Here is a 21,282-nt window from a genome sequence, read left to right as displayed (position 1 = left end):
GCCGATTCCATCGAAGCGATGCGCATGGCGATTGGTTTAGCTGGATTACGAGACAAGATAGAATGTAGCCTTTATGAGCTAGTAGACGGGGTGAAAAGTGCTTTTACGAAAAATGAGCATTCCCGCTTGTTACAAACGTTAGATCAGCTACTAGTAGGCGATCAAGTAGGGCTCGTTAAAAAAACGCTTCATATGCCTCCGATTGTTAATGATTTTCACTCGATATGTAAAAAATATAAGCTGCCTATTCAAACGGTGCAAAAGCAAGAGAAAGTGTTAGATCTGCTAAAAACAAAATCTCATCGTGAAATTAGTCGCTTCTTTCACGCTATGGATTATTTAAATACGGATTTCTGCATCAAGAAAAAGGGTCCGAATTATGTGAAACGTATCGATACAAATTTAGTGAGGGAAACGTGGGAATATCGCTGGAATCCGAATGTGGAAACAGAGTTAATTCAGCATTCTGTCTATGGTGGAACGATTAGCGAAGCAGTATCTGAAATGATTATGGAAAAAATAAAAAAAAGTTCAAGTGAAAGCCATGTGGCATGTGAACAGCTTGTGTATGCCGCATTAATCGGGCTTGAGTCGTTAATGCAACAGGTTTTACCAACAGTTGAACAAATTATTCAACAAGATGGAGACTTCTACTCTCTCGTAGACGCTTGTCATCACCTTCATTTTCTCGTGAAAGAACCGTATTTATTTCATATCGAACAAAGTCCATATATCAAATCGTTGCTGATTCAAGCATTTCAAAAGGCTGTATCTTTAATGACCGCCGTAGCTAACGTACCTAAAGACGATGAAAATCGTGCGGTAGAAGCAATGAAGCAGTTTTATACGCTAATCATTGATCGTGAGTTATCAGTTCACACAGAGTTATTTGTTGTGCAGTTGAAGGAAATCTTAGCTACAAAGGAACAAAACCCAGCCATAGCCGGTGCGGTGGTTAGCATGCTTATTGGGTTAGAAGAATGGACGGAAGAACAAGGTGTAGAAAAAGCGATGTCGTATTTATTTGCGACGGGAGAGGCTGTGACGGAAGCGGCCGCCTTTTTAAAAGGATTGCTGTCGGTTTCGAGAGAGATGATGCTGTCTAATCAAACGTTATTAGATGGCATTCAACAAATGCTTAATGACATTAGCTATGAGACGTTTTTGCAAGTATTACCTGAGCTTCGATATGCTGTTAGCTCATTCACTCCATTAGAAATTAACATGATTGCGAAACGGGTGGCTCATTGGCACGAAATAAAAGTTGATTCCGTATTGGAGTCGCCTGTCATTGATGAAGCGGTCATTCGTCAGGCTAAAAATTTGGATGAGGAAGCTAGACGACAATTGCTTGATTGGGCGATATTGAAGTGAGGAATGATGACATTATGACTACAAATAGAGAAACGTTGAATCGTTGGCGTCTTGTACTAGGGAAATTTGCCGAGGAACAACTGCCACTTGAAGATAACCAGGCTGAATTCAAAGAAGTAGATGATGTACTCGACTTTTTATATCACCGTGAGTATGGTGAAGACGGTGAAGTTCGGCAAAGACAAGCTGGTCAAGGTTCGTCCGTTTTAACGGTGCCGGCATGGATTACCAAAATACGCGAGCTGTTTCCGAAAGAGACAGTGGAAATTTTAGAAAAGCAGGCGTTAGATGAATACGGTTTAGTGGAATTACTAACCGATAAGGAAACGTTAGAAAAGCTTGAGCCTAATATGCAATTGCTAAAAAGTGTTCTTCAATGTAAGCATTTATTAAAAGGAGAAGCATTAGAAACAGCGAAACAAATTGTCAAGCAAGTGGCTGAAGAGATTCAAAAAAAGCTTGAATCAGACGTGAAAGCAAGTCTCGTCGGTAAATTAAATCGTCATCGGCGTGGCTATGTGAAGTCGATTCGCAATTTAGACGTTAAACGAACGATTCAACTAAACTTAAAAAATTATGATCAAGAACATAAACGATTGGTGATCGATCAACTATATTTTAACTCAAGAGTGACGACGTTTAATAAATGGCGCGTCATTATTGCTGTAGATGAAAGTGGAAGTATGCTAGATTCGGTCATTCATAGTGCGATTATGGCAGGGATTTTTGCGAAGCTACCGATGTTAAAAACGAACTTGATCATTTTTGATACAGAAGTGGTTGATTTATCTCATGATTTGGACGACCCTGTGCAAACGTTAATGAGCATCCAACTTGGCGGTGGGACTCATATTGCAAAAGCGCTTCGTTATTGTCGCGGTTTAATAGAAGAACCTTACCGGACGATCGTCGTTTGTGTCACAGATCTCATGGAAGGATACGGGAAACATTCGATGTATGCTGAAGCGAAAGAAATTCTCGATACGGGTGCGAAACTAATTGTATTGCCTGCTTTAGATTATCAAGCGGTACCTGTTTACGATAAAGAAGCGGCTCAACAGTTGAAAAATATGGGAGCAAATGTCGCTTTACTTACACCGGAGGGATTGTCTAAATGGATAGCAACGGTCATATCGTAAATGAATGGAAAGAATTCATTCAATCATGTGATGAAATCTTTCTAACTAATAAAGCTAATAAAGGGTTGTATAAAAGAGCGTTAAAAGATATTGATACCGGAATCACTGTCGTAGCTGAACAGAAAGAGGAATCACTTGTTTGCTACCTTTCAGATGAAACCGTTTGTTCCTTTACGTTAGGGTTAACCGATTTCACATGCAGCTGTCCTTCGAAGAAAATATGTAAACATGTGTTGATAGCGATTATTAGTTTGCAGCAAGAACGATCAGGTGAAGATGCTGAAAAAGCTGACGAGGAAACAGGTGATTTCACTTGGGTATTGGAATATGACCTGGAGGAAATTCGAAAAAAGCTGACGGACAAACAATTCCATGACATTGTGTTTCGAGCGAAATTTGGCATTCAAGCAAAGATAGAAGAACAAGAAAGCTTGACGATCGATTTTGGCGAGATGAACGAAAAAGTTCGCTTTTCGTCTAACCCGTCATGGAGCTGGACGGTGTGCAGCTGCAAAGAACAAGAGTTTTGTATACACCGTGCTGAGGCGGTCATTCATTATCAATTATTTAAAGATGTGTTGAACGTTCAACAGTTAGAACAGTCTCGAACTAGAAAGATTTCTAATGATGCGATACGAGAGGTACAAAACTTATTGCAAGAAATCTCTGTGACTGGTCTGACGAAGCTTCCATTTACAATCAGTGATCGTATCGAGCGCTTAGCCGTCTTTTGCCATAGCGAGCAAATGCCTAGATTGGAAAAACAATTGCGAAGTTTAAGTACCCTTTTATCGAAATATTTATTAAAAAATGCATCGGTCTCCCAACAAGCGATTCGTCAATCGATGACGAAAATCTATTTAATGACGCAGGCACTGCAGCATTCTGAATCACAATCGTTAAAAGAAAAGTTGATCGGTGAACATCAAACAACTTATACAGATATCCAAAATCTACATTTAATCGGTATCGGAGCAAAACGCTGGCAAACAAGTTCTGGCTATGAAGGGGTTACGGCTTATTTTTTCAATGAGCTGAAGCAATGCTGGTTCACGTATTCAGCGATGCAGCCTACATATTATAGTGGTGAAGCTTCGCTCAAAAGCGTTCAGTCATTTTATAAGAAAAAAGTCAATTGGGATATGAATGCCTCTTTAGAAGATCTTTCAAGGCATACGTTTACGTTGCAACGATGTAAAATCAATGAGCAATATCGTCTTTCCTCTTCTGAACAAACGATGGGGGCAATAGATGCCCGTACGAATGTGAGCGCTGTTCGTTTTGGTAGCTATTCCTTTGACAATTGGGAGGCATTACGAAACTTCTATGAAGCTCAGCATTCATACCAATTAGTAGAAGACAATCAAGAAGGGAGCCTGTTCTTTTTTGACGTTCATGCATGGGGAGACAGTGAGTTTAATGACGTTACCCAAACATTACGTATTCCGATTTACGATAAAAATGAAGAGAGGCTGATCGTTTCGATTGCCTACAATCAAGAAACAAAGTATCTCATTAAAGTATTTGAGCGGTTAACGAGAAAAAATCGTTTACACCATGCTTTATTAGGTAAATTGTATAAAGTAGATGGAGAGTATCGAGTAGAACCAATCACACTATATAGTCCCGATGGCGAAATAACGAATATCACATTAGACTAGGAGGGGAAATGAATGAGTCAAATAACGATTGAGTCCGTAGTGATGGAACTAGAAGAATTTCTCGATGACGTTTGCTTAAGCGGCTGCCATTCAATGCCTTCCTACCGTGTGGGTGATATGAAAAGCCTAGCAAGCTCCTGTCAAGAACTAGGATTGCAGCTGGCGGAACAAACGTTACACAACATGATTGATGAAATGGCTAAGAAAAATAATCAGCTTCAGTTTGATTACGAAGCTTTCATTCACCATTATTTTACTTTGAGTGGATACGTGGAGATTATTAAAAGTAGATTATAAGGGTAGAGGAGTAAAAATATTTCTAGTGTAATAAGGAAATAATGTGAAATATATTGTAGAGGAGAGCACAATGACTACTCATTTTATAAAATTAACTGAATCTACCTCAAAATTTGTAGATGTGTTTAATAAATGGGAAAATGACCCGGTTAAGAAACAGGGGATTAAACGTATTGAATTAGGTGTATTTGAATTTAATAAACAAGCTCAGAAGCTCTATCAGAAGCTGGGCTACAAGGAAATCGGTCGTATTGAAAATTTTACATATTGGCAAGGTGAAATGTGGACAGATATTCGAATGGAGAAGTATGTATGAAATCGAACTGGTTCTTTAATTGAAGAAGAGGTAATGAAGTCAACATTATTTTGTTGGCTTTTTTATGTTGCAATCGGACCGTGATAGGGCAAACCCATCGCACTCTATATAGGTGCAGGTAATACGTTTCACTAGAAACATGAATAATGATCAATCAAACTCGAGTTGTCCAGAGAGTCAGTTTCTACTGATCTTCTGGATATTTTTTTGACACCTTTTTTCTTTTACCTTTAAATGAAAGTTTTTACACAAGCAACATTTGAAATTTCAGCGGGAGGTGCTTTTTGAAAAACTGGTAATTAGGAAAACTGATGGTATTTGTACATAGACCCTGCTAGTTTTCATGGACTATAATATGGATAGTAATAACCATAAAAAAATAGGAGCATAGTTTTGATGGAAAAGATTTATAAGCAGTTATCTACTTATTCTAAAAGAACTGTTTCTTTAAATGAACTTGAACAGTTATTGAACGATTATTTCGATACATACGAAGCATTTTCGGATACGATATTGAAATTGGAATCTGAAGGTGTGTTAGAGATGGTAAAGTCTAAAGGGCGTACAGGAAGAGTGCCCTCGCTTGCTTTACAGTATCGAATCAATAAGAGTTTACTCGTGGCAGATTACCATAAGGAATTACAACGTTATCGTTACATTTTGCACCCAGCTATTAACCTTGATGAGTATTATCGTAAAGATTCCTCTATTTGGGCACAGGATCTAGCTTATATTCAGAAAGTAGATACATATATTAAGCAATACTCTTTTCCGACTGAACCAGTTCCAGCCCCTGAGCGTAGCTTTGAAGTAGTTGGGGATGAGAAGTGGATAGTTGAAAAAGGTGGGAAGGAGTTGTTGGAGCGAATCGGTGTCTTTGAACGATTACATATTATCCCTGTTTCTGAACCTCTTATGTTCGCGATTAATCCAACCAACATACAAAGTAACCGACAATTACATTTGATCGTTGAAAACAAGACCACTTATCAAGGGCTACTTCCCGCTCTAACAGAAACGGAATTTTCGACGCTTATATATGGAAGTGGAAAGACCGTAATTAAAAGCATCGAACAATTTTCAATTCAATATCCAGTCAACGCAGATCATCATTTTTTTTACTTCGGAGATATTGATCGCGAAGGATTAAAAATATGGCATTCTTTATCGAAAAAACAAACAGCTATTCCCGCTCTCCCTTTTTATCGTGCCTGTTTAGAGAAAGTATCCGTCAAAGGAAAAGGTTATCAGAGTGAAAATATACAAGCACAAGAAGCCTTTTTGGGTTTCTTTTCCCGACAAGAGCAAGAGAGGGTCCGTACTTTATTAGCTAAAGGAGAGTACTACCCTCAGGAAACGTTAAAGACAAAAGAGTTACAGAAGATTTGGAGGGAGTCCGATTGGAGAACCTAGAATTAAATGAGTTAACGAGAGGATTTCGAGAGCGGATGAGAAGGCTTGCTCTTTTCGATCCGTTATATGATTTGGACCGGAAGCGTGTGCAAGATTTAGAAGGTACAAATATTGATATGAAGGGGCTTGGACTTCTTTCCCTTCTTTTTTTCTTTGAAAATATGATTATGAGGCAATCTAAAACAGGTGTAAAGCAGCTTGCTATCTTTTTGCAAAAAACCACCGCTAAAACGTATCTTGTTCCAGAAGAAAAATATATAGAAGTTGCAAGAACGATTCTTGAAACGTTCCGTCCGACGCATGGAAAAAAACGCAGTTATTCATATTTTGATTGGGAGCATCAAGAAGAGCAACGGATTGAATACTCGATCTTAAAAGCGAACAGTTTTGATGTGAAAACGAATACGCAATACTATGCACTAGATGAAGACGGCTTAGAGTTGTTGTTTGCGACAAAGGAGTTTTATAATGAGTTCCAGCTTTCGATTAATCAGTTAATCCTTCGAAAGCAGCTTGATAAAGGGGAATTTAAAGGAGCATTAAGGCAAATTAATGAAATGCGAATAGATGTGGAGACGTTGCAAGAACGAATGGTAAAGATGAAGCATGATATCCAGCGCAGCATTGTCTCTGAAGAAACATTTGAACGGTATAAGCAGCTTCTTGAAGATATATACAGGCGGCTCGCGAGGGAAGATGAAGAGTTTAAAGAGTTGCGTCAATTTGTTCGAGAAACGAGAGAACGTCTCTATGCGCAAAATGTACATCAGAAGGAAAAGAAAACATACGGCTATATTTTGAAAATAAATCACGAGCTTGAAGCGGTTCATTATGATCATTCGCATTTATTAAAGCAAACGCTCACTTTAAAAAACACAACGCTCATCACAGCACAAGAGTCGTTGTATTATACAGGTATTCAAGCATTTAACTTTGATCAAGATTTAGTTTCTCGAATTGTATCTGACGCTTTTCCGTTAGAAGCGATGAAAGGAGTGCTTCATCCTTTTTTAAAAGTAGAAGAAAACGAACAGTGGTCACCGTTAACGATATTAGCCGAACAAAATATAACGGAAGAACGTAAGGAAAAGTTGGAACGTACGTTTGCTGAAGTTGATAAAAACGAGGAGAAGGATGGGTATCGTCGAGAGTTGATAATAAAGTATAAAGAACTAATGTCACTTTTTTTACTAGCTTATGAAGAAGAGCAAGTTCGTACACTTTCAGCTTTTATTGATTATTTAGATAGAAACAGTCAATCATTTATTTATGAACAACGTTATTTCTATGATTTTTGGCTGATTCTTCATCAACGTTCACCTATCAATCAAGGAAATGTCGATGAACAGGAAGGGAAAATGCTTCTTAGTGACGCACTGGCATTGATCGGCAATCGAACACTTAAGGTTAAAGAAGGTAAAGGAGTGATCCGAAAAATGGAAAGGTATTCAATGCAAGAAATGACGATAGAATGGGAGGGGGTTGAAGATGCTCTATCCTGAGAACAAAGTTATTCAAGCATTTCAAATATATATGAAACTAGCACGAGACGGAGTGGCAGATGCTGAAGCGGTTCAAACATATAAAGCTGATGATGAAATTCGTTCATTATTAGATGCATATAGTAATGAAGTTGATTGTGTGATTATTCGAACGAGTGAACAACTATTTTTAGTCCCGAAAACAAAGCTATCTCCATTTCATGTAAGTAATGAATGGATTAAACGTAATTATTTGCGTTCAGGTGCAACAAATGGTGATCTCTATTTATTATATTTTGCTACTCTCATTCTTTTCGGTAGCTTTTATGATACATACCAAAGTCAAGAACCTACTCGCCAGTTTATTCGATTAGAAGAATGGATTCAGTTTATTCAAGAAAGAATCGATCAGTTAAAGTCTCATGAACAGGAGGCGCTCAAAGAATTTGAAAAGGAATTTTCCTATAATTGGTCGTTAATCATCGAGAAATGGGAAGATATGAATGATATAAAGGAAACGGCGAAGAAGCAAAGCGGAAATACGATTAGTCGCTTTAGTTTTATCGATACGGTAAAACGATTTTTGATCGACCAAGAGTTGATTCAAGAGATCGGTAATGATGAAATCACATTAACGGAAAAAGCAAAAACAATCGTGCAGCGCTTCTTTATGGAAGTTGAATATAACAAAGGAATTTTTGAATTTATTTACGGATTTGAAAAGAGGGAAGAACATGCCATCGATTAGCAAAATTCGTTTAACAAATGTCGTTTATGAAGAAGGTAACAAACGTTATAATGATGAGTTATTTTTATTTGATGGACATAATGGAGCCATTTTATTAGAAAATGGGGGCGGAAAAACGGTTCTCATCCAAACGGCTTTACAGGCAATTATTCCACATACGAACTTAGCGGAACGAAAAATTAAAAGCACGCTTCAGCTTGAAAATGCTCCTGCCCATATTGCGATTGAGTGGATGATCAATGATGCACCGAAACGATATGTTGTTACGGCGGTTACATTGTTTATCACGAAAAACGGACTTGATTCACTACGATATGTGTATGAATACGAAGTGAATGATCCGAACGGAATTGAAGGACTTCCGTTTGTTCGAGATAGCCAAGCAGGGAAAAGGCCAGCTGAACGAGGAGAAATGCAAGATTACTATAGTCAAATGCGCGAAAGTTCTTTCCAAGCCCGTGGCTTCCAGACAATTAAGGATTACCGCTCTTTTCTTGAAGAGCAGTATCATATTATTGCTGATGAATGGGATAGTATTGTGAAAATCAATAGCTCTGAAGGTGGAGTGGAAGCGTTTTTTGATGATTGTAAAAGTACAACCCAATTGTTTGATCGGCTATTAATTCCTACTGTAGAAAATTCTATTGCTGGTCACGAAGAAACGATGTTTGCTGACATGTTTGAAAAGCAGTATGTCAACTTTAAGCAGTATAAAAAATTCAAAGCAACGATTGAAGAAAATAAACGAATTCAAGCGGAATTAGAAACGTATGTGCAAATATTCGAAGCTTATCATCAAAGTAAGCTTTCGTATGAGAAAGAGAAGCAGCGTGCTAAAGGAACATGGGAAGAAATCCAGCTACAACAGCATCAAGCAATGAAGGAGCAAGCGGCTATTGGCGCAAAGCTCACGAGCTGGAAGGAACGAAGTCATCAATATAGCTTAAAAACTTCTTCGTATCACATCACTGTTGAAGAATCGATTTTTCGCACTCGAACAAGGGATTACGACAATGCTTTAGCTCAATATTCTAAACGTCAAGAGGAGCTTGAAGAAACGCAAATAGATTATTATTCCCTGCAACTCGCTCAACTTAAAAAAGAACAAAAAGATTTCCAAGATCAACTCAAAGTGATTGAGGTGGAGATGGAAAAACTACATGAAACGGAAGAATTGGATGAGATCGAAAATCAATTAGAAGAAGCTCAACGGAAGCTATTAGGCTTCTTTCTTACGGAAATGGATCAGCTTGAAAAAGAGATTCAAGGCGTATCTTATGAGCTTAATCCAATTACTGAGCAACTACAACAAATGAAAGATCGTTTGACTAAACTTCACGCAGAAGAAACGGATAAGCAACAAAATTTCGCAAGCATTCAAGGCCAACTCGAAACACGAAAGAAGGATATGGAAAAGCTAGAGCAACAACTATTAGCCAATCCGAAACAAGAAAAAGTGCAAGAAGAAATCATTCATTGGCAGGAGCGCTATCAATTTTTAGATGAAGAAATGATTCGATTGCAGCAAGAGAAAAAACAATTTCAACCGGAACTAAGAGATGCCGAAGAGACAAAAGAAGAACTTGTTAAAGAGAAAAATAATGTAGATCAAGAGTTGAAAATGTCGCGCTATGATCTTAGACGATTGGAGGAAGCTCAGAAAACATTGATTCATACACTTGCCTCTCTTCGCCCGCAATGGGCAGTACTAGACAATGTGTATGATAATGAAAGTTCCATTTCTTCACGATTAGAATCGATGAAAGATAAGCTTGAACGAGAGCGTCAGCAATTATTTTATCAAGAGAGGGTTGCCCGTCGTTTTGTAGATGATTATCAACAACAGGACATTTTTTTTGGAGATGCATTTATTGAATCTCAATTGAAAGTATGGAAAAATCAATTCGATTATTTGACGACAGGCATTGAATACTTGCTTTCGCTAGAAGTAGCGGAGTATGAGAAGAGAAAAGACTACCCACTTTGGCCGTTAACACTTATTACAACGAATAAATCAAAATCGGCATTACAAGAAAAAGTAAACGATGTAAAAGATAAGTTGCAATTTCCAATTCATGTGCTTACGACGGAAGAAGCGATGACGATTCATCAAGGAGAAATAGAAGCAGCATGGATTGGGCCTTTGCACTGGACGAAAGGAGCTGATACAGCCGCATTCCTTGAATGGAAATCTGAAATTTTGCAAAAGGCAAATGAAGCAACTAAATTACGAGAAGAGAAAGAAACAGAAATAAAAGTTTGTGAGTCCATTCAGCAAGCTTTTCAGCAATTTCTGGAGCAATATCCTTATGAAGAGAAGAAACGATTAAGTGAAAAATGCTCTACATTAGCGGCTCAACTTGAACAGCTTACACTCAGCATGAATAAGAAAGAAAAACGGATCGAAGAAATACATATGTCTCTTATGAAAATTGAAGCAACAACCAAAAACGATCAAGATGAAAAACAAGGGCTTGAAGGGAAGATAGATAAGGGAAGTCAATATCTCCAATACTATCGCGAAGTGGAACTAGCTCGTCAAAACGAACAGCGAATCAACGAGCAATTAAATAACTTAGAAAAAGAAATAAAAACTGTACAACTGCAGTATGATGCTTTTTCAGATGAAAAAGGAAAGCTAGAAGGGCGAAAAAACTCGTTAGAAAGCGAAATGAAAATACGTAAAGGCGATGAAGATTTTCTTGGCGTTCGCTCTTTACGACCTATATATTCCGATGAAAGCAAAAAGTCGATTCAAGAACAAATTCGTAATTTAGAAGATAAAATTCGGAAAATCAATGTAAGCTACGGAGAATGGAAAGTTAAAAAGGAACATGCCAACAGTAACATTAAGAGGATCGAAAAGAGCATCGAACAGCTTCACAAACAACACTGTTCGCTTGATGAAAATCGTCTTTTCCCAAGTAATGGAGAAGAATTGCTGAATGATTTATGGCAGAAAATCGAGAAAATGAAAAAAGAAATGGCGGCTCTTGACGAAAACGTAAAAAAGAAATTTGCTGCAAAGGAAAAGCAAGAAGGAAAATTAGGATCATTGATGGACCAATTTCAAAAAGACTATCCTCAAGGAACAATCATACAGTTTAGTGTAACATTAACGGAAGTGAAGGAAGAGTTAAATCAAGAAGCCATTGAATTAACAGAAGCGAAAACATTTTTAGAACAAGAGAATAAACGAATTGAACAAGATCTTTCTACTATTGGAAAAGCGGAACGGCAGCTTGAAAGATTTATTGAGAAGCATCATTTCAATGCCCCTGATATTGTTGCTATTTCATTAAGTTCAGAGGAGGTTTTGGATTTCTCATACAATCGTAAACCATTTGTAGACGCAATTGTGAAAGAACTTGAGGCAACAAATGAGTTAGTGGAAGTTGAGAACAAGAAAATCGAGAAAGCCAAGCAATCCTTTAGACGGTTTTGTCAAACGCTCACTGATGTGAAACTGAAACAAATGGCGGAAAAGGGCATTGAATATAAACGAACGTATGCGGATTTGTTAACCTTCAAGAAAAATATGCTAACAAGTATAGAGAGAGGAACAAATTACGCTAATGAGCACATTCGTTCAAAGGATGAAGAGCTACAAGCGTTTATTAACCAGATTCATGCTCATTTAAAAACTCTAGTAGAAGAACTAAAACAGATCCCAAAAATGACAAAAATAAAAGTGGAAGATCAATGGAAGCAAATTTTTAACTTCACCATACCCGACTGGGAAGAAGAGGAAGGGAAAAGCCGTATCCGTGATTACATTGAATGGATTCTCACACAACTTGAATCTGATCGCTTCCTTAATGACCAAGGACAGCAAGATGATGCAAAAATTCGAAAAGAACTGGATATGTGGCTACAGTCGAAGCAGCTAGTGCAAATGATTTTGAAAAATGAAGTCATGAAAGTAAATTGTCGAAAGGTAACAAATGATAATAAGGTAACAACGCGCTCCTATTCTTGGGAACAGAGTAACATTTGGTCCGGTGGAGAAAAATGGAGCAAAAATATGATCTTGTTTTTAGGGATTTTAAATTATGTCGCTGAGAAAAAACAGCATATTCAATCGAATATGAAACGTCATCGATCGGTCATTTTAGACAATCCATTTGGGAAAGCATCTAGCGATCATGTCTTAACTCCGGTATTCTATATTGCTGAACAGCTCGGTTTTCAAATTATTGCTTTAACAGCGCATGCAGAAGGGAAGTTTCTTCAAGACTTTTTCCCAGTGATCTATAGCTGTCGTTTAAGAGAAGCTGTAGATTCTAATCAGAAAGTCATGACAAAGGAAAAAAGACTTCACCATGCCTACTTCCAAGATCACGAACCACAATCGATCGAAAGACTAGGTGAGACAGAGCAACTGAAGTGGTTTGAATAAATGAATGTGAATGGATATAGGTTACATATATGAAGTACATCAACCGCTAATTCATTGAAAGAGTTAGCGGTTGTAAATTTTTTATTCATAATGAAAAGGGATTTCTTGTTCTGTTGTCTTTTCTTTATCAAAATTATAAACGAGCATTTCTTGTCTTTTATTGAACAAGGCTGTTAATGGACAAAAGCGCAGAATACCTTCACCTATTTTCATTCCACCTAACATGGCCATGACTAGATAGGAATTTCTCCAAGGGTGATTGATGAGCTTTGAAGTGCCCCAAGCAAAAATAGTAAAACCGGCCGTGATCCGAATTAACGCGTTAATGATTCCGATATTTGATGTGACTTTCATTTAGCTCGCTCCCTCTATAAATGTTATCGTTAAAATCCTTCACTATAGTGTTATAATCCCCAGTCGTTTGCATCTTATGCATCGAAATTTTCGGAGAATCGTGAATGGGACTCAGCTTGATCAGCGGACTCTTCTTTAGAAACAGCAACGTCTTTTCAAGAAGAAAGAAGATTTTTATATTTTTTTTCGATACCAGCCGTCTATTTCTAGAGCCTGGTCATAAAACAACATTTCCTGTGTTGAGGTGTTTCTTTTTTGGCAAAAATTTATTGAATTTACGACTAAAAACTCAGTTTATATTTTTGAAGTTTTTTTACGACTGCGGATTGGCTAATACCAAGCGCTTTTGCAACCTTTCGCGTTGTTTTATACATTTGCATTTTTTCGAGGATTATTTTCTTCTCTACTTCTTCAAGTGTGTGTTTCAATGAATAACTCCCAGAAAGACTTGGGTGTTCCGCAATGAAAGGAAGGTCGCTCCAAGTAATTTCTTCTTGTTCGGAGGTGACAACCAGCCGTTCAATCATATTTTCCATTTCGCGGATATTTCCAGGCCAAGAATGTTTTTCAAACAATTCAATAACACCGGGCTGAAAATGCTTATGCAAATTATATTTTTGGTTTGTCTGATTTAAGATCATATGCGCTAGTGGTTTAATATCTTCTACACGTTCACGTAAAGGAGGAATTTTTAAGGGAACTATATTCAATCGATAGTAAAGGTCTTCGCGGAACTCACCATTTTTAATTAGTTGTTCTAAGTTTTTATTCGTTGCCGAAATAATCCGAACATTAATCTTGATATCTTTTCTGCCACCAACTCTTCGAATTTCATATTCTTGTAGCACACGTAATAGTTTCACTTGAAGATCGATTGGCATATCGCCGATCTCATCTAAAAAGATCGTTCCACCGTTTGCTTCCTCAAAAAGTCCAGTTTTCCCGTTTTGGTCGGCTCCCGTGAAGGCCCCTTTTTCATAGCCAAATAATTCGGATTCGAGTAAATGCTGAGGAATGGCAGCACAATTGATTTTGATGAGCGGGTACTCTGCCCTTAGGCTTTGCTGATGGATTAGTTTGACAATAACTTCTTTACCGACGCCAGATTCTCCTAAAATGAGCACCGAAGAATCTACTTTAGCGACTTTTGTAGCTAGGTGAACAATATGTTGAGTTTTAGGACTAGAAGCAATTATATTCCCTGCTATGGGTACGGAAGGAAGTGTTTCTGGATGAGGGAAAAGGGGGTCCGCATTGTTTTTTCGCTTTAATGCAATGGATAAAAGCAAATCAATTTTGACGTTTTTCAATTCAGAAATATCGCGTACATTGAGAACAATGTAGTCTATTTGCCCCTTTGAATCAAAAATAGGGTTTCCTGTAACTAACATTTCAACTCCGCGAATGCTGATGACTTCTGTGTGCGGACGTTTATTCTTCAAAATCAGCTCCGTTACTGATTTTGAAATATACCCTTTTTCAATCGCCGATGCAATATTTTCTCCAATAAAGTCTTCACGACTAAAACCTGTAATACGTTCGGCCGCTTTATTAATCTCAAGACCAAAGCCATGTTTATCAAAAATACAAATACCATCATAGCTATGAAGAAAAGCAAGTGAATAAATAGTCTCCATTGTGTTCACCTCTTTTTCAATCTGTTCTAGATGATTCGTTATGGAATCGATCTTTATATGAATAATGATATACTAAATATTCTGAATTTCAATTCTTTTTGTGGAGTGGAAGTATTTAATAAAAAAGAAGGATGAAAAGTGGATTTATTATCTTGGATAGCTGTTGGATTCATTACAAAAGGATGATTCAATTGAATTTAGAAAAAGCGTGTTTTGATTAGTCTTTTTTCAAATCACGCTTTTTCTATGTATTCTTTTTTGAATGCTATTAAACTAGAGATTCATCTTTTTCTAATTCTCGTATTGATTCTTTAATGAAATCAGACAGGGCGATGGTTTTTTTGGTGTCACTATCCATTAAGATAAGCGTTGTCCAATTGGATGCAATCAGTTCACCTGTTGATTTTCGCAGGATTGCGCTTTCCAAAGTGAAAGACTTTGTTCCAAATTTGGAGGTTCTTACTTTGATGATTAATTCATCACGCACATAGGCTTCACGGTGGAAATGGCAATATATATCGCCAACGACAAACATTAGTCCGCAATCATAGAACCCAAAATGCTCGAGGTAATCAGCACGTCCTTGTTCAAAGTATAGACTGTAACTTGTATTGTTTACATGGCCAAATAAGTCTGTTTCACAAACTCGAACCTTCGTGTGGGTAGAAAAATGGAATTTTATAAGCCAGTCTTCAACAGTGGGTTTGATATATGCTGGAAGAGTCATTGTCCCACTCCTTTGCATAAATGCTCTACGAACCAGCTTGTAGCAGCTTGTTGTGCAGCCTCAAATGTTTCACCATTGTAAACATCGAAATGACCTTTTGGTAATTTTACAAGTTTTTTAGGCTCCTTGGCTTTCGAATGAAACACTTCAATAGCTGCGTCGGGCGGTGTAATCCCATCTTCTGTTGCAACAATCATCATCAGTGGCGTTGGTGAAATGATGTCTATATTAGCAGCCGGAAAGTATTCCAAATAATGTTCCATAGATTCGAGTGTAATATAGTTTTTCCAAGTAGGAGCCACCTCTTCAGACATTTTCGTAAACCATGGGTATGCTTCAGGATGTGTTTGTGCACAGTTTTGATGATCTTTGCTGACAACAGGAATATGTTCAACTGGAGCGCCGGCATAGCGTTCTGTACGGTAGGCAATCAGCTTTTTGATGTAGGCACCCATATTTTCTTTGCCCATTTTTTTCTCCATACCGATCCAACCGCGAATGGTTGGGACTTGTGAAACAATTGCTTTAACACGACGATCGAGTGCACCTACTTGTAAAACATGTCCCCCACTATAAGAGGTCCCCCAAATCCCAATTTGATCTTCCTTTACATTTGGATGTGATGAAACCCATGAAATCGCATGTCGATAATCTTTAATCTGCTCTAGAGGATCCATATGCTGCCGGTTTTCCCTTTCACTTTCTCCAAAGTTACGATAGTCGATAATGAGTGTAACCAATCCAGCCTCCGCAAACTTTTCCGCATACTTCGGTAAGTAAGCCTCTTTTACAAGACTAAATCCATGTGCCATCACGACAGCTGGATACGTTGCTGTATCTTCTCCAGCTGGAATATAAAGCAATCCACTGCATGCAATCCCATCACTCATATACGTAATTTTTTCGATTTTCATCCTATTCCTCCTCAAACAATGGCTTTATTTTTTGCTCCATCGGTCAATAACATCTTCTGCAAACTCAAGGTACGGCCGAATTGGGGTCATTTCCTGAATGGTTAAATAATTAGCTAATGGCAGTTGTGCAGTAAAAACACGATCTAATTCATCATGTGAATCAGCTCGATAAATTAATATGACTTCTTTCCGTCCAGCAATTTTATAAGCACTTATTATTTTTTTGTGTTCCATTGCTTTTCGAGCAACAGTTATTTCCTTTTCCCATAATGCCCAGAGCTCCTCATTTGATAGTTCTTTTTGATGAACTGATGCACGGATAAAAAATAACATCGCATTGTCCCCCTTATTATTCCATAGTCATTTTTGTTTCTAGGTAATAATATGCAAAAAGTATACCAAGCCTTTAGATCGCGTTAACATCGTCTTTTAATGAGATAAAGTCATATTCTGATTCGAAATCGAATCGGAATAGAAAGAGTTGATTATAAAAGTAATCAAAAAGAAGGTTGTTTTGCGATAGTAGCCGTTTTTTGATGTTGGCATGGTAATTGCAATTTATTCACTGTGAAAGGGCTTGAATCAGATAGGAGGAGATTTTTTTGAGGGATAAAGAATTGATTTTGAAAAGAATCGGGGATCAAACAGTACTGCCGGTTATATCGGCGCCTATGTTTCTAGTATCAGGTACGGAATTAGTGACGGCTTGTTGTAAAAGTGGTGTAATGAGTGCTTTTCCAGCACCGAATGCCCGAACAATCGAGCAATTGGAAGATTGGATGAAAACAATTAAAGGGTCATTAGAAGAAAGGAAAAATAATGGCCAAAAAATTGCTCCGTGGGCAGTAAATATAATTGCACACAGTTCATATGATCGTTTGCAACAAGAATTGGAGCTGTTAATCCACTATGAACCTCCCATTGTGATAACGGCATTAGGAAGTCCAGCTCGCGTGGTGGAAGTGGTCCATAGTTATGGTGGATACGTATTTGCTGATGTGAACTCTGTGAAATTCGCGAAGAAAGCCGCGCAAGCAGGAGTGGATGGTTTAATCCTTGTCAGCGCTGGAGCCGGCGGTCATACAGGAGCGATGGCAGGCTTTGCTTTTGTAGAAGCAGTGCGTCAATTCTGGGATGGGGTCATTGTCCTTGCAGGAGGCATATCTAGCGGAAAAGGTATTTTAGCCGCTCAAGCGCTTGGAGCCGATCTTGTTTACATGGGAACTTCTTTTATTCCAGCTGCAGAAAGCCTGGCGCAGCAAGAATATAAAGAGATGGTTGTAGAGGCGGAGTTTGACGATATTTTATTGACGAATGCCTTCACGGGCGTTCATGCGAACATGCTGATTCCGAGTGTTGTAAAAGCAGGTCTGGTACCTGAAGAGTTAACACCGAAGGATTCGATTGATTTTAGTAATCCACAAAGTGACACAAAAGCTTGGCGTGATATTTGGTCGGCCGGACATGGGGTGGGAGTCATTCAAAGCGTTCAACCCGCTGCCGAAATTATTCAACATTTACAACGAGAATATAAAGAAGCACAAATGGAATTAAATACAAACAACCAATGGAAAAACAGTGAAAAGGAGCGAATCTGATGAGTAAAGTGGAATTAAATCCTTATTTACAAGCCCCATTATATGCACCGATTGATGAAGAACTATTCATAGAGGAACTACAGGTGATTGAAGGCGAAATCCCTACTGACTTTAGTGGTGCGTATGTCCGTAATGGTCCGAATCCAAAGTATGAGCCGATGGGGCGCCATCATTGGTTTGACGGAGATGGGATGTTACATGCTGTCTATATTAAAGATGGAAAAGTGAGTTATCGAAACCGTTATGTTCAAACAAAAGGTTATCAGCATGAAGATCAAGCGAAGAAATCTGAATGGGTTGGGCTAATGGAAGACATATCAAAAAATCCAAGTTTTGAAAGGTTGAAAAACACTTCCAATACGGATGTTGTCTATCATAATAATAATCTGCTCAGTCTTTGGTACATTTCCGGTGAGCCCTACCGCATTGATGCGAAAACATTGGAAACGATTGGAGTAGAAAATTTTAATGGTCAATTAAAATCAAGCGTTTCTGCCCATTCAAAAGTCGATGAAAATACGGGTGAATTTATTTTCTTTGACTATGGGATAAAATTTCCATATATGATGTATGGTGTTGTTTCAGCAGATGGAAAAAATGTACACAGTGTGCCGATCGAATTGCCTGGACCACGAAATCCTCATGATATGTGGATTACAGAAAATTATTCAATTTTAATGGATTTGCCATTATTTAATAATCCAGAAGCGTTGAAAAAAGGGCGCTATAAGGTAGAGTTCTATCGTGATATGCCTAGTCGTTTTGGTGTGATTCCAAGATACGGTGCTTCGGAAGATATTCGCTGGTACGAAGCAGATCCTTGCTATATCTATCATACAATCAATGCATGGGAAGAAGGCGATGAAATTGTCCTTATCGGTTGTCGGGTAAAAGAGCCAGAGCCGCCAAAGAATGCGGGCGAAAGCGATATCGAACGGATGATGCAATTCTTACAGTTGAATGCGCAATTGCACTACTGGCGTTTAAATACAAAAACTGGAGCAGTAAAAGAAGGAGAACTTTGCGATATGAATACAGAGTTCCCGGTCACCAACTTAAATTACCTGGGACGAAAAGGGCGCTATTCATACAATGTTTATATTGATTCAGCGGTTACGCTAAAATTTACGGGTTTAGTCAAATATGACACATGGACCGGCGCCTCGAAAAAGCATCTATTCGCCCCTCAGCACTATGGAACGGAAGCAGCATTCGCGCCAAAGAAAAATGCCAAATCAGAAGATGATGGGTATATCCTTTCTTATATTTACAATGAACAAGAAAATAAATCCGAGTTGATCATCTTAGATGCACAGCATTTCGAACTGGAGCCAATTGCTAGAATTGCGCTGCCGCAACGGGTTCCGATGGGCTTCCATGCAACGTGGATTTCTGGGGAGAATTTCTACAAGGAAGATGCATAAAGCAGACGGATCGGCTAATAGAAACTTGCATAGCTAAAGGGGGAGAAACGGAAATGATACTGGCAAGCAAAGAAATCATTAAAGAGTATGAAGAAAAGGGATGGTGGGGAACAGAGACCATCTATGATATATTCCGTCATCACGTAAATAATCGACCGCATATTGAGGCCATTATTGACCCCCTCAATCGTGAAACCATTTGTCATCAAGCACCAAAACGACTCACGTACCAACAACTCAGTGATGAAGCAGATCGGCTAGCGGCTATTTTAATGAAAAATGGCATTCGGAAAGATGATATTATTGCCGTTCAATTGCCGAATACAGTTGAAATTGTTATTTCTTATTTAGCTATTTTACGAATTGGTGCGATTGCAACGCCATTACCAGTTCAATATCGAGAGCACGAATACGAAACCCTTCTTAATTTTGTTGAAGCAAAGGCTGTACTTACCATGTCACGTATTCTGAATTACCATGCCGCGCAAACATTTGTAGAGATGCGATCGAAATTGCCAACGATCGAAACGATTTTTGCTTGGGGCGAAGCTATTCCAACAGAAGTTCTCTCCATCGATCAAGCGGAGTTATCAATGGAAGATATCGAATGTCTGCAACAAGAAATAACTGCGAATCCATCTACGGCCAATGATATTTTTACGATTTGTTGGACATCTGGTACAGAAGGAAAACCGAAAGGAGTTCCAAGGAGCCATAATGAATGGTTGATTTCCGCATACGCTTCTGTTGATGTCGTGGAATTTACAGAAGAAGACATATTACTCAATACATTTCCAATGGTCAATATGGCGGGAATTGGCGGCATGTTCGTTCCTTGGTTAATTGCTGGCAGTAAGCTAATGATGCACCATCCGTTTGACTTACCGGCATTTTTGCAGCAAGTGGCAATTGAACGTGCAACGTATACATTAGCTCCTCCAGCGCTCTTAAATATGATGCTGAATAATGAAGCTATCTTAAAGCAAGCGAATTTTTCAACTTTGCGAGCTATTGGTTCTGGGTCCACTCCACTCTCTTCTTGGATGGTAAGAGGATGGAAAGAAAAATTCGACATTGATATTATCAATTATTTCGGTTCGAATGAAGGAGCAACGTTTATGAGTGGTCCGAGAGACATTCCAAATTCTGAGCAGCGTGCAAATTTCTTTCCGCGCTTTGGCGTAGAAGGATTTGAGTGGTCCACAAGAATCGCGCATCGTTTTCAAAGTAGAATTGTGGACGTAGAGACAGGAAAAATCATTACGGAAAGCGGCATGCCGGGTGAAATGCGGATTAAAGGCGCGAGTGTGCTACAAGGCTACTGGAAAAGAGAGGACCTTAACTGCAAAGTATACGATAAAGATGGCTTTTTCTGTACCGGAGATCTGTTCGAAATTGTTGAAGTAGATGGGGTTCAACGGTTCTATCGTTTCGTTGGGCGTTCTAAGGATATTATTATTCGTGGAGGAGTTAATATATCTCCAGAAGAAGTTGAATACTTCTTGCAAAGTCATCCAAAGATTGCAGAAGTTTCAGTCGTCGGCGTTCCTGATAAAGTAATGGGGGAAAAAGCCTGTGCTTGTATTGTGTTGAAAAACCTTGAGGAAACCATTGGATTAGAAGAAATATTCACATTTTTTAAAGAGAATGGTTATGCAACCTATAAGATTCCAGAATATATCACAATTTATAAGGAGTTTCCTCGTAATCCTGTAGGGAAAATATTGAAACATCGTTTGCGTGAGCAAGTGCTTGAAGAACAAGAAATCGAGTATCGCTAACAAAATTTTGAGAGTGGTG

17 protein-coding genes are annotated in these 21,282 nt (G+C 38.4%); 12 read left to right on the top strand and 5 right to left on the bottom strand.

The features are described 5' to 3' along the window. From CEF22_RS18715 to CEF22_RS10875, 9 genes are all read left to right on the top strand, one after another. Window positions 1-1,374: DUF5682 family protein (locus CEF22_RS18715; RefSeq protein ID WP_232726105.1), on the top strand; the 1,374-nt coding region annotated here is incomplete at its 5' end. A gap of 14 nt (window positions 1,375-1,388) precedes the next feature. After that, the gene (locus tag CEF22_RS10910) at window positions 1,389-2,513 is read left to right on the top strand and encodes a VWA domain-containing protein (protein ID WP_100403986.1); all 1,125 of its coding nucleotides are present in this window, start codon (window positions 1,389-1,391) and stop codon (window positions 2,511-2,513) included. Then, the gene (locus CEF22_RS10905; protein ID WP_100402902.1) at window positions 2,489-4,174 is read left to right on the top strand and encodes a hypothetical protein; all 1,686 of its coding nucleotides are present in this window, start codon (window positions 2,489-2,491) and stop codon (window positions 4,172-4,174) included. The genes CEF22_RS10910 and CEF22_RS10905 overlap by 25 nt, the downstream gene beginning before the upstream one ends. A 12-nt stretch (window positions 4,175-4,186) precedes the next feature. Next, a complete protein-coding gene (locus CEF22_RS10900; RefSeq protein WP_100402901.1) occupies window positions 4,187-4,471 on the top strand; it encodes a hypothetical protein in 285 nt (94 codons plus the stop codon). A 70-nt stretch (window positions 4,472-4,541) separates the two neighbouring features. Further along, a complete protein-coding gene (locus tag CEF22_RS10895) occupies window positions 4,542-4,787 on the top strand; it encodes a GNAT family N-acetyltransferase (RefSeq protein WP_100402900.1) in 246 nt (81 codons plus the stop codon). Between the two features lie 396 nt (window positions 4,788-5,183). Then, window positions 5,184-6,200: a Wadjet anti-phage system protein JetD domain-containing protein gene (locus CEF22_RS10890; protein WP_100402899.1), complete on the top strand. Its 1,017-nt coding sequence runs from the start codon at window positions 5,184-5,186 to the stop codon at window positions 6,198-6,200. Further along, a complete protein-coding gene (locus CEF22_RS10885; RefSeq protein ID WP_100402898.1) occupies window positions 6,188-7,702 on the top strand; it encodes a replicative DNA helicase in 1,515 nt (504 codons plus the stop codon). Before CEF22_RS10890 ends, CEF22_RS10885 begins: the two co-directional genes overlap by 13 nt. Next, window positions 7,689-8,429, top strand: coding sequence for a DUF6063 family protein (locus CEF22_RS10880; protein ID WP_100402897.1), 741 nt, complete (start codon window positions 7,689-7,691; stop codon window positions 8,427-8,429). The genes CEF22_RS10885 and CEF22_RS10880 overlap by 14 nt, the downstream gene beginning before the upstream one ends. Then, on the top strand, window positions 8,416-12,828 hold the full coding sequence (locus CEF22_RS10875) for a Smc domain-containing protein (RefSeq protein WP_100402896.1): 4,413 nt from the start codon (window positions 8,416-8,418) through the stop codon (window positions 12,826-12,828). Before CEF22_RS10880 ends, CEF22_RS10875 begins: the two co-directional genes overlap by 14 nt. Window positions 12,829-12,909: 81 nt before the next feature. On the opposite strand, the gene CEF22_RS10870 is transcribed toward CEF22_RS10875, so the two are convergent. The 5 genes from CEF22_RS10870 to CEF22_RS10850 form a co-directional block, all read right to left on the bottom strand. Further along, on the bottom strand, window positions 12,910-13,182 hold the full coding sequence (locus CEF22_RS10870; protein ID WP_100402895.1) for a YgaP family membrane protein: 273 nt from the start codon (window positions 13,180-13,182) through the stop codon (window positions 12,910-12,912). 281 nt (window positions 13,183-13,463) lie between these two features. Next, window positions 13,464-14,819, bottom strand: coding sequence for a sigma-54 interaction domain-containing protein (locus CEF22_RS10865; RefSeq protein WP_100402894.1), 1,356 nt, complete (start codon window positions 14,817-14,819; stop codon window positions 13,464-13,466). A gap of 268 nt (window positions 14,820-15,087) precedes the next feature. Further along, window positions 15,088-15,546, bottom strand: a complete 459-nt coding sequence (locus CEF22_RS10860) for an acyl-CoA thioesterase (protein ID WP_157843223.1) — start codon at window positions 15,544-15,546, stop codon at window positions 15,088-15,090. Beyond that, window positions 15,543-16,460 carry an alpha/beta hydrolase gene (locus CEF22_RS10855; RefSeq protein ID WP_100402892.1) on the bottom strand — a complete coding sequence of 306 codons (918 nt, stop codon included), beginning with the start codon at window positions 16,458-16,460 and terminating at the stop codon, window positions 15,543-15,545. The genes CEF22_RS10860 and CEF22_RS10855 overlap by 4 nt, the downstream gene beginning before the upstream one ends. 24 nt (window positions 16,461-16,484) lie before the next feature. After that, complete coding sequence (locus CEF22_RS10850; protein ID WP_100402891.1) at window positions 16,485-16,793, bottom strand: muconolactone Delta-isomerase family protein; 309 nt, start codon at window positions 16,791-16,793, stop codon at window positions 16,485-16,487. A 269-nt stretch (window positions 16,794-17,062) separates the two neighbouring features. Between CEF22_RS10850 and CEF22_RS10845 the strand changes: the two genes are divergently transcribed. Genes CEF22_RS10845 through CEF22_RS10835 form a run of 3 tightly spaced genes read left to right on the top strand, consistent with a single transcriptional unit; the run spans window position 17,063 to window position 21,263 of the window. Next, window positions 17,063-18,058, top strand: coding sequence for an NAD(P)H-dependent flavin oxidoreductase (locus tag CEF22_RS10845; RefSeq protein ID WP_232726104.1), 996 nt, complete (start codon window positions 17,063-17,065; stop codon window positions 18,056-18,058). Then, window positions 18,058-19,482: a carotenoid oxygenase family protein gene (locus tag CEF22_RS10840; RefSeq protein WP_100402890.1), complete on the top strand. Its 1,425-nt coding sequence runs from the start codon at window positions 18,058-18,060 to the stop codon at window positions 19,480-19,482. The genes CEF22_RS10845 and CEF22_RS10840 overlap by 1 nt, the downstream gene beginning before the upstream one ends. Before the next feature lie 53 nt (window positions 19,483-19,535). Then, window positions 19,536-21,263: a class I adenylate-forming enzyme family protein gene (locus tag CEF22_RS10835; protein WP_100402889.1), complete on the top strand. Its 1,728-nt coding sequence runs from the start codon at window positions 19,536-19,538 to the stop codon at window positions 21,261-21,263. Window positions 21,264-21,282 lie beyond the last annotated feature (19 nt).

Source organism: Bacillus sp. FJAT-42315, from assembly GCF_002797375.1.
Taxonomy (GTDB): domain Bacteria; phylum Bacillota; class Bacilli; order Bacillales; family Domibacillaceae; genus Bacillus_CE.
The sequence above is the reverse complement of the archived record's forward strand: the minus strand, read 5'-3'. Positions and strand labels throughout refer to the sequence as shown.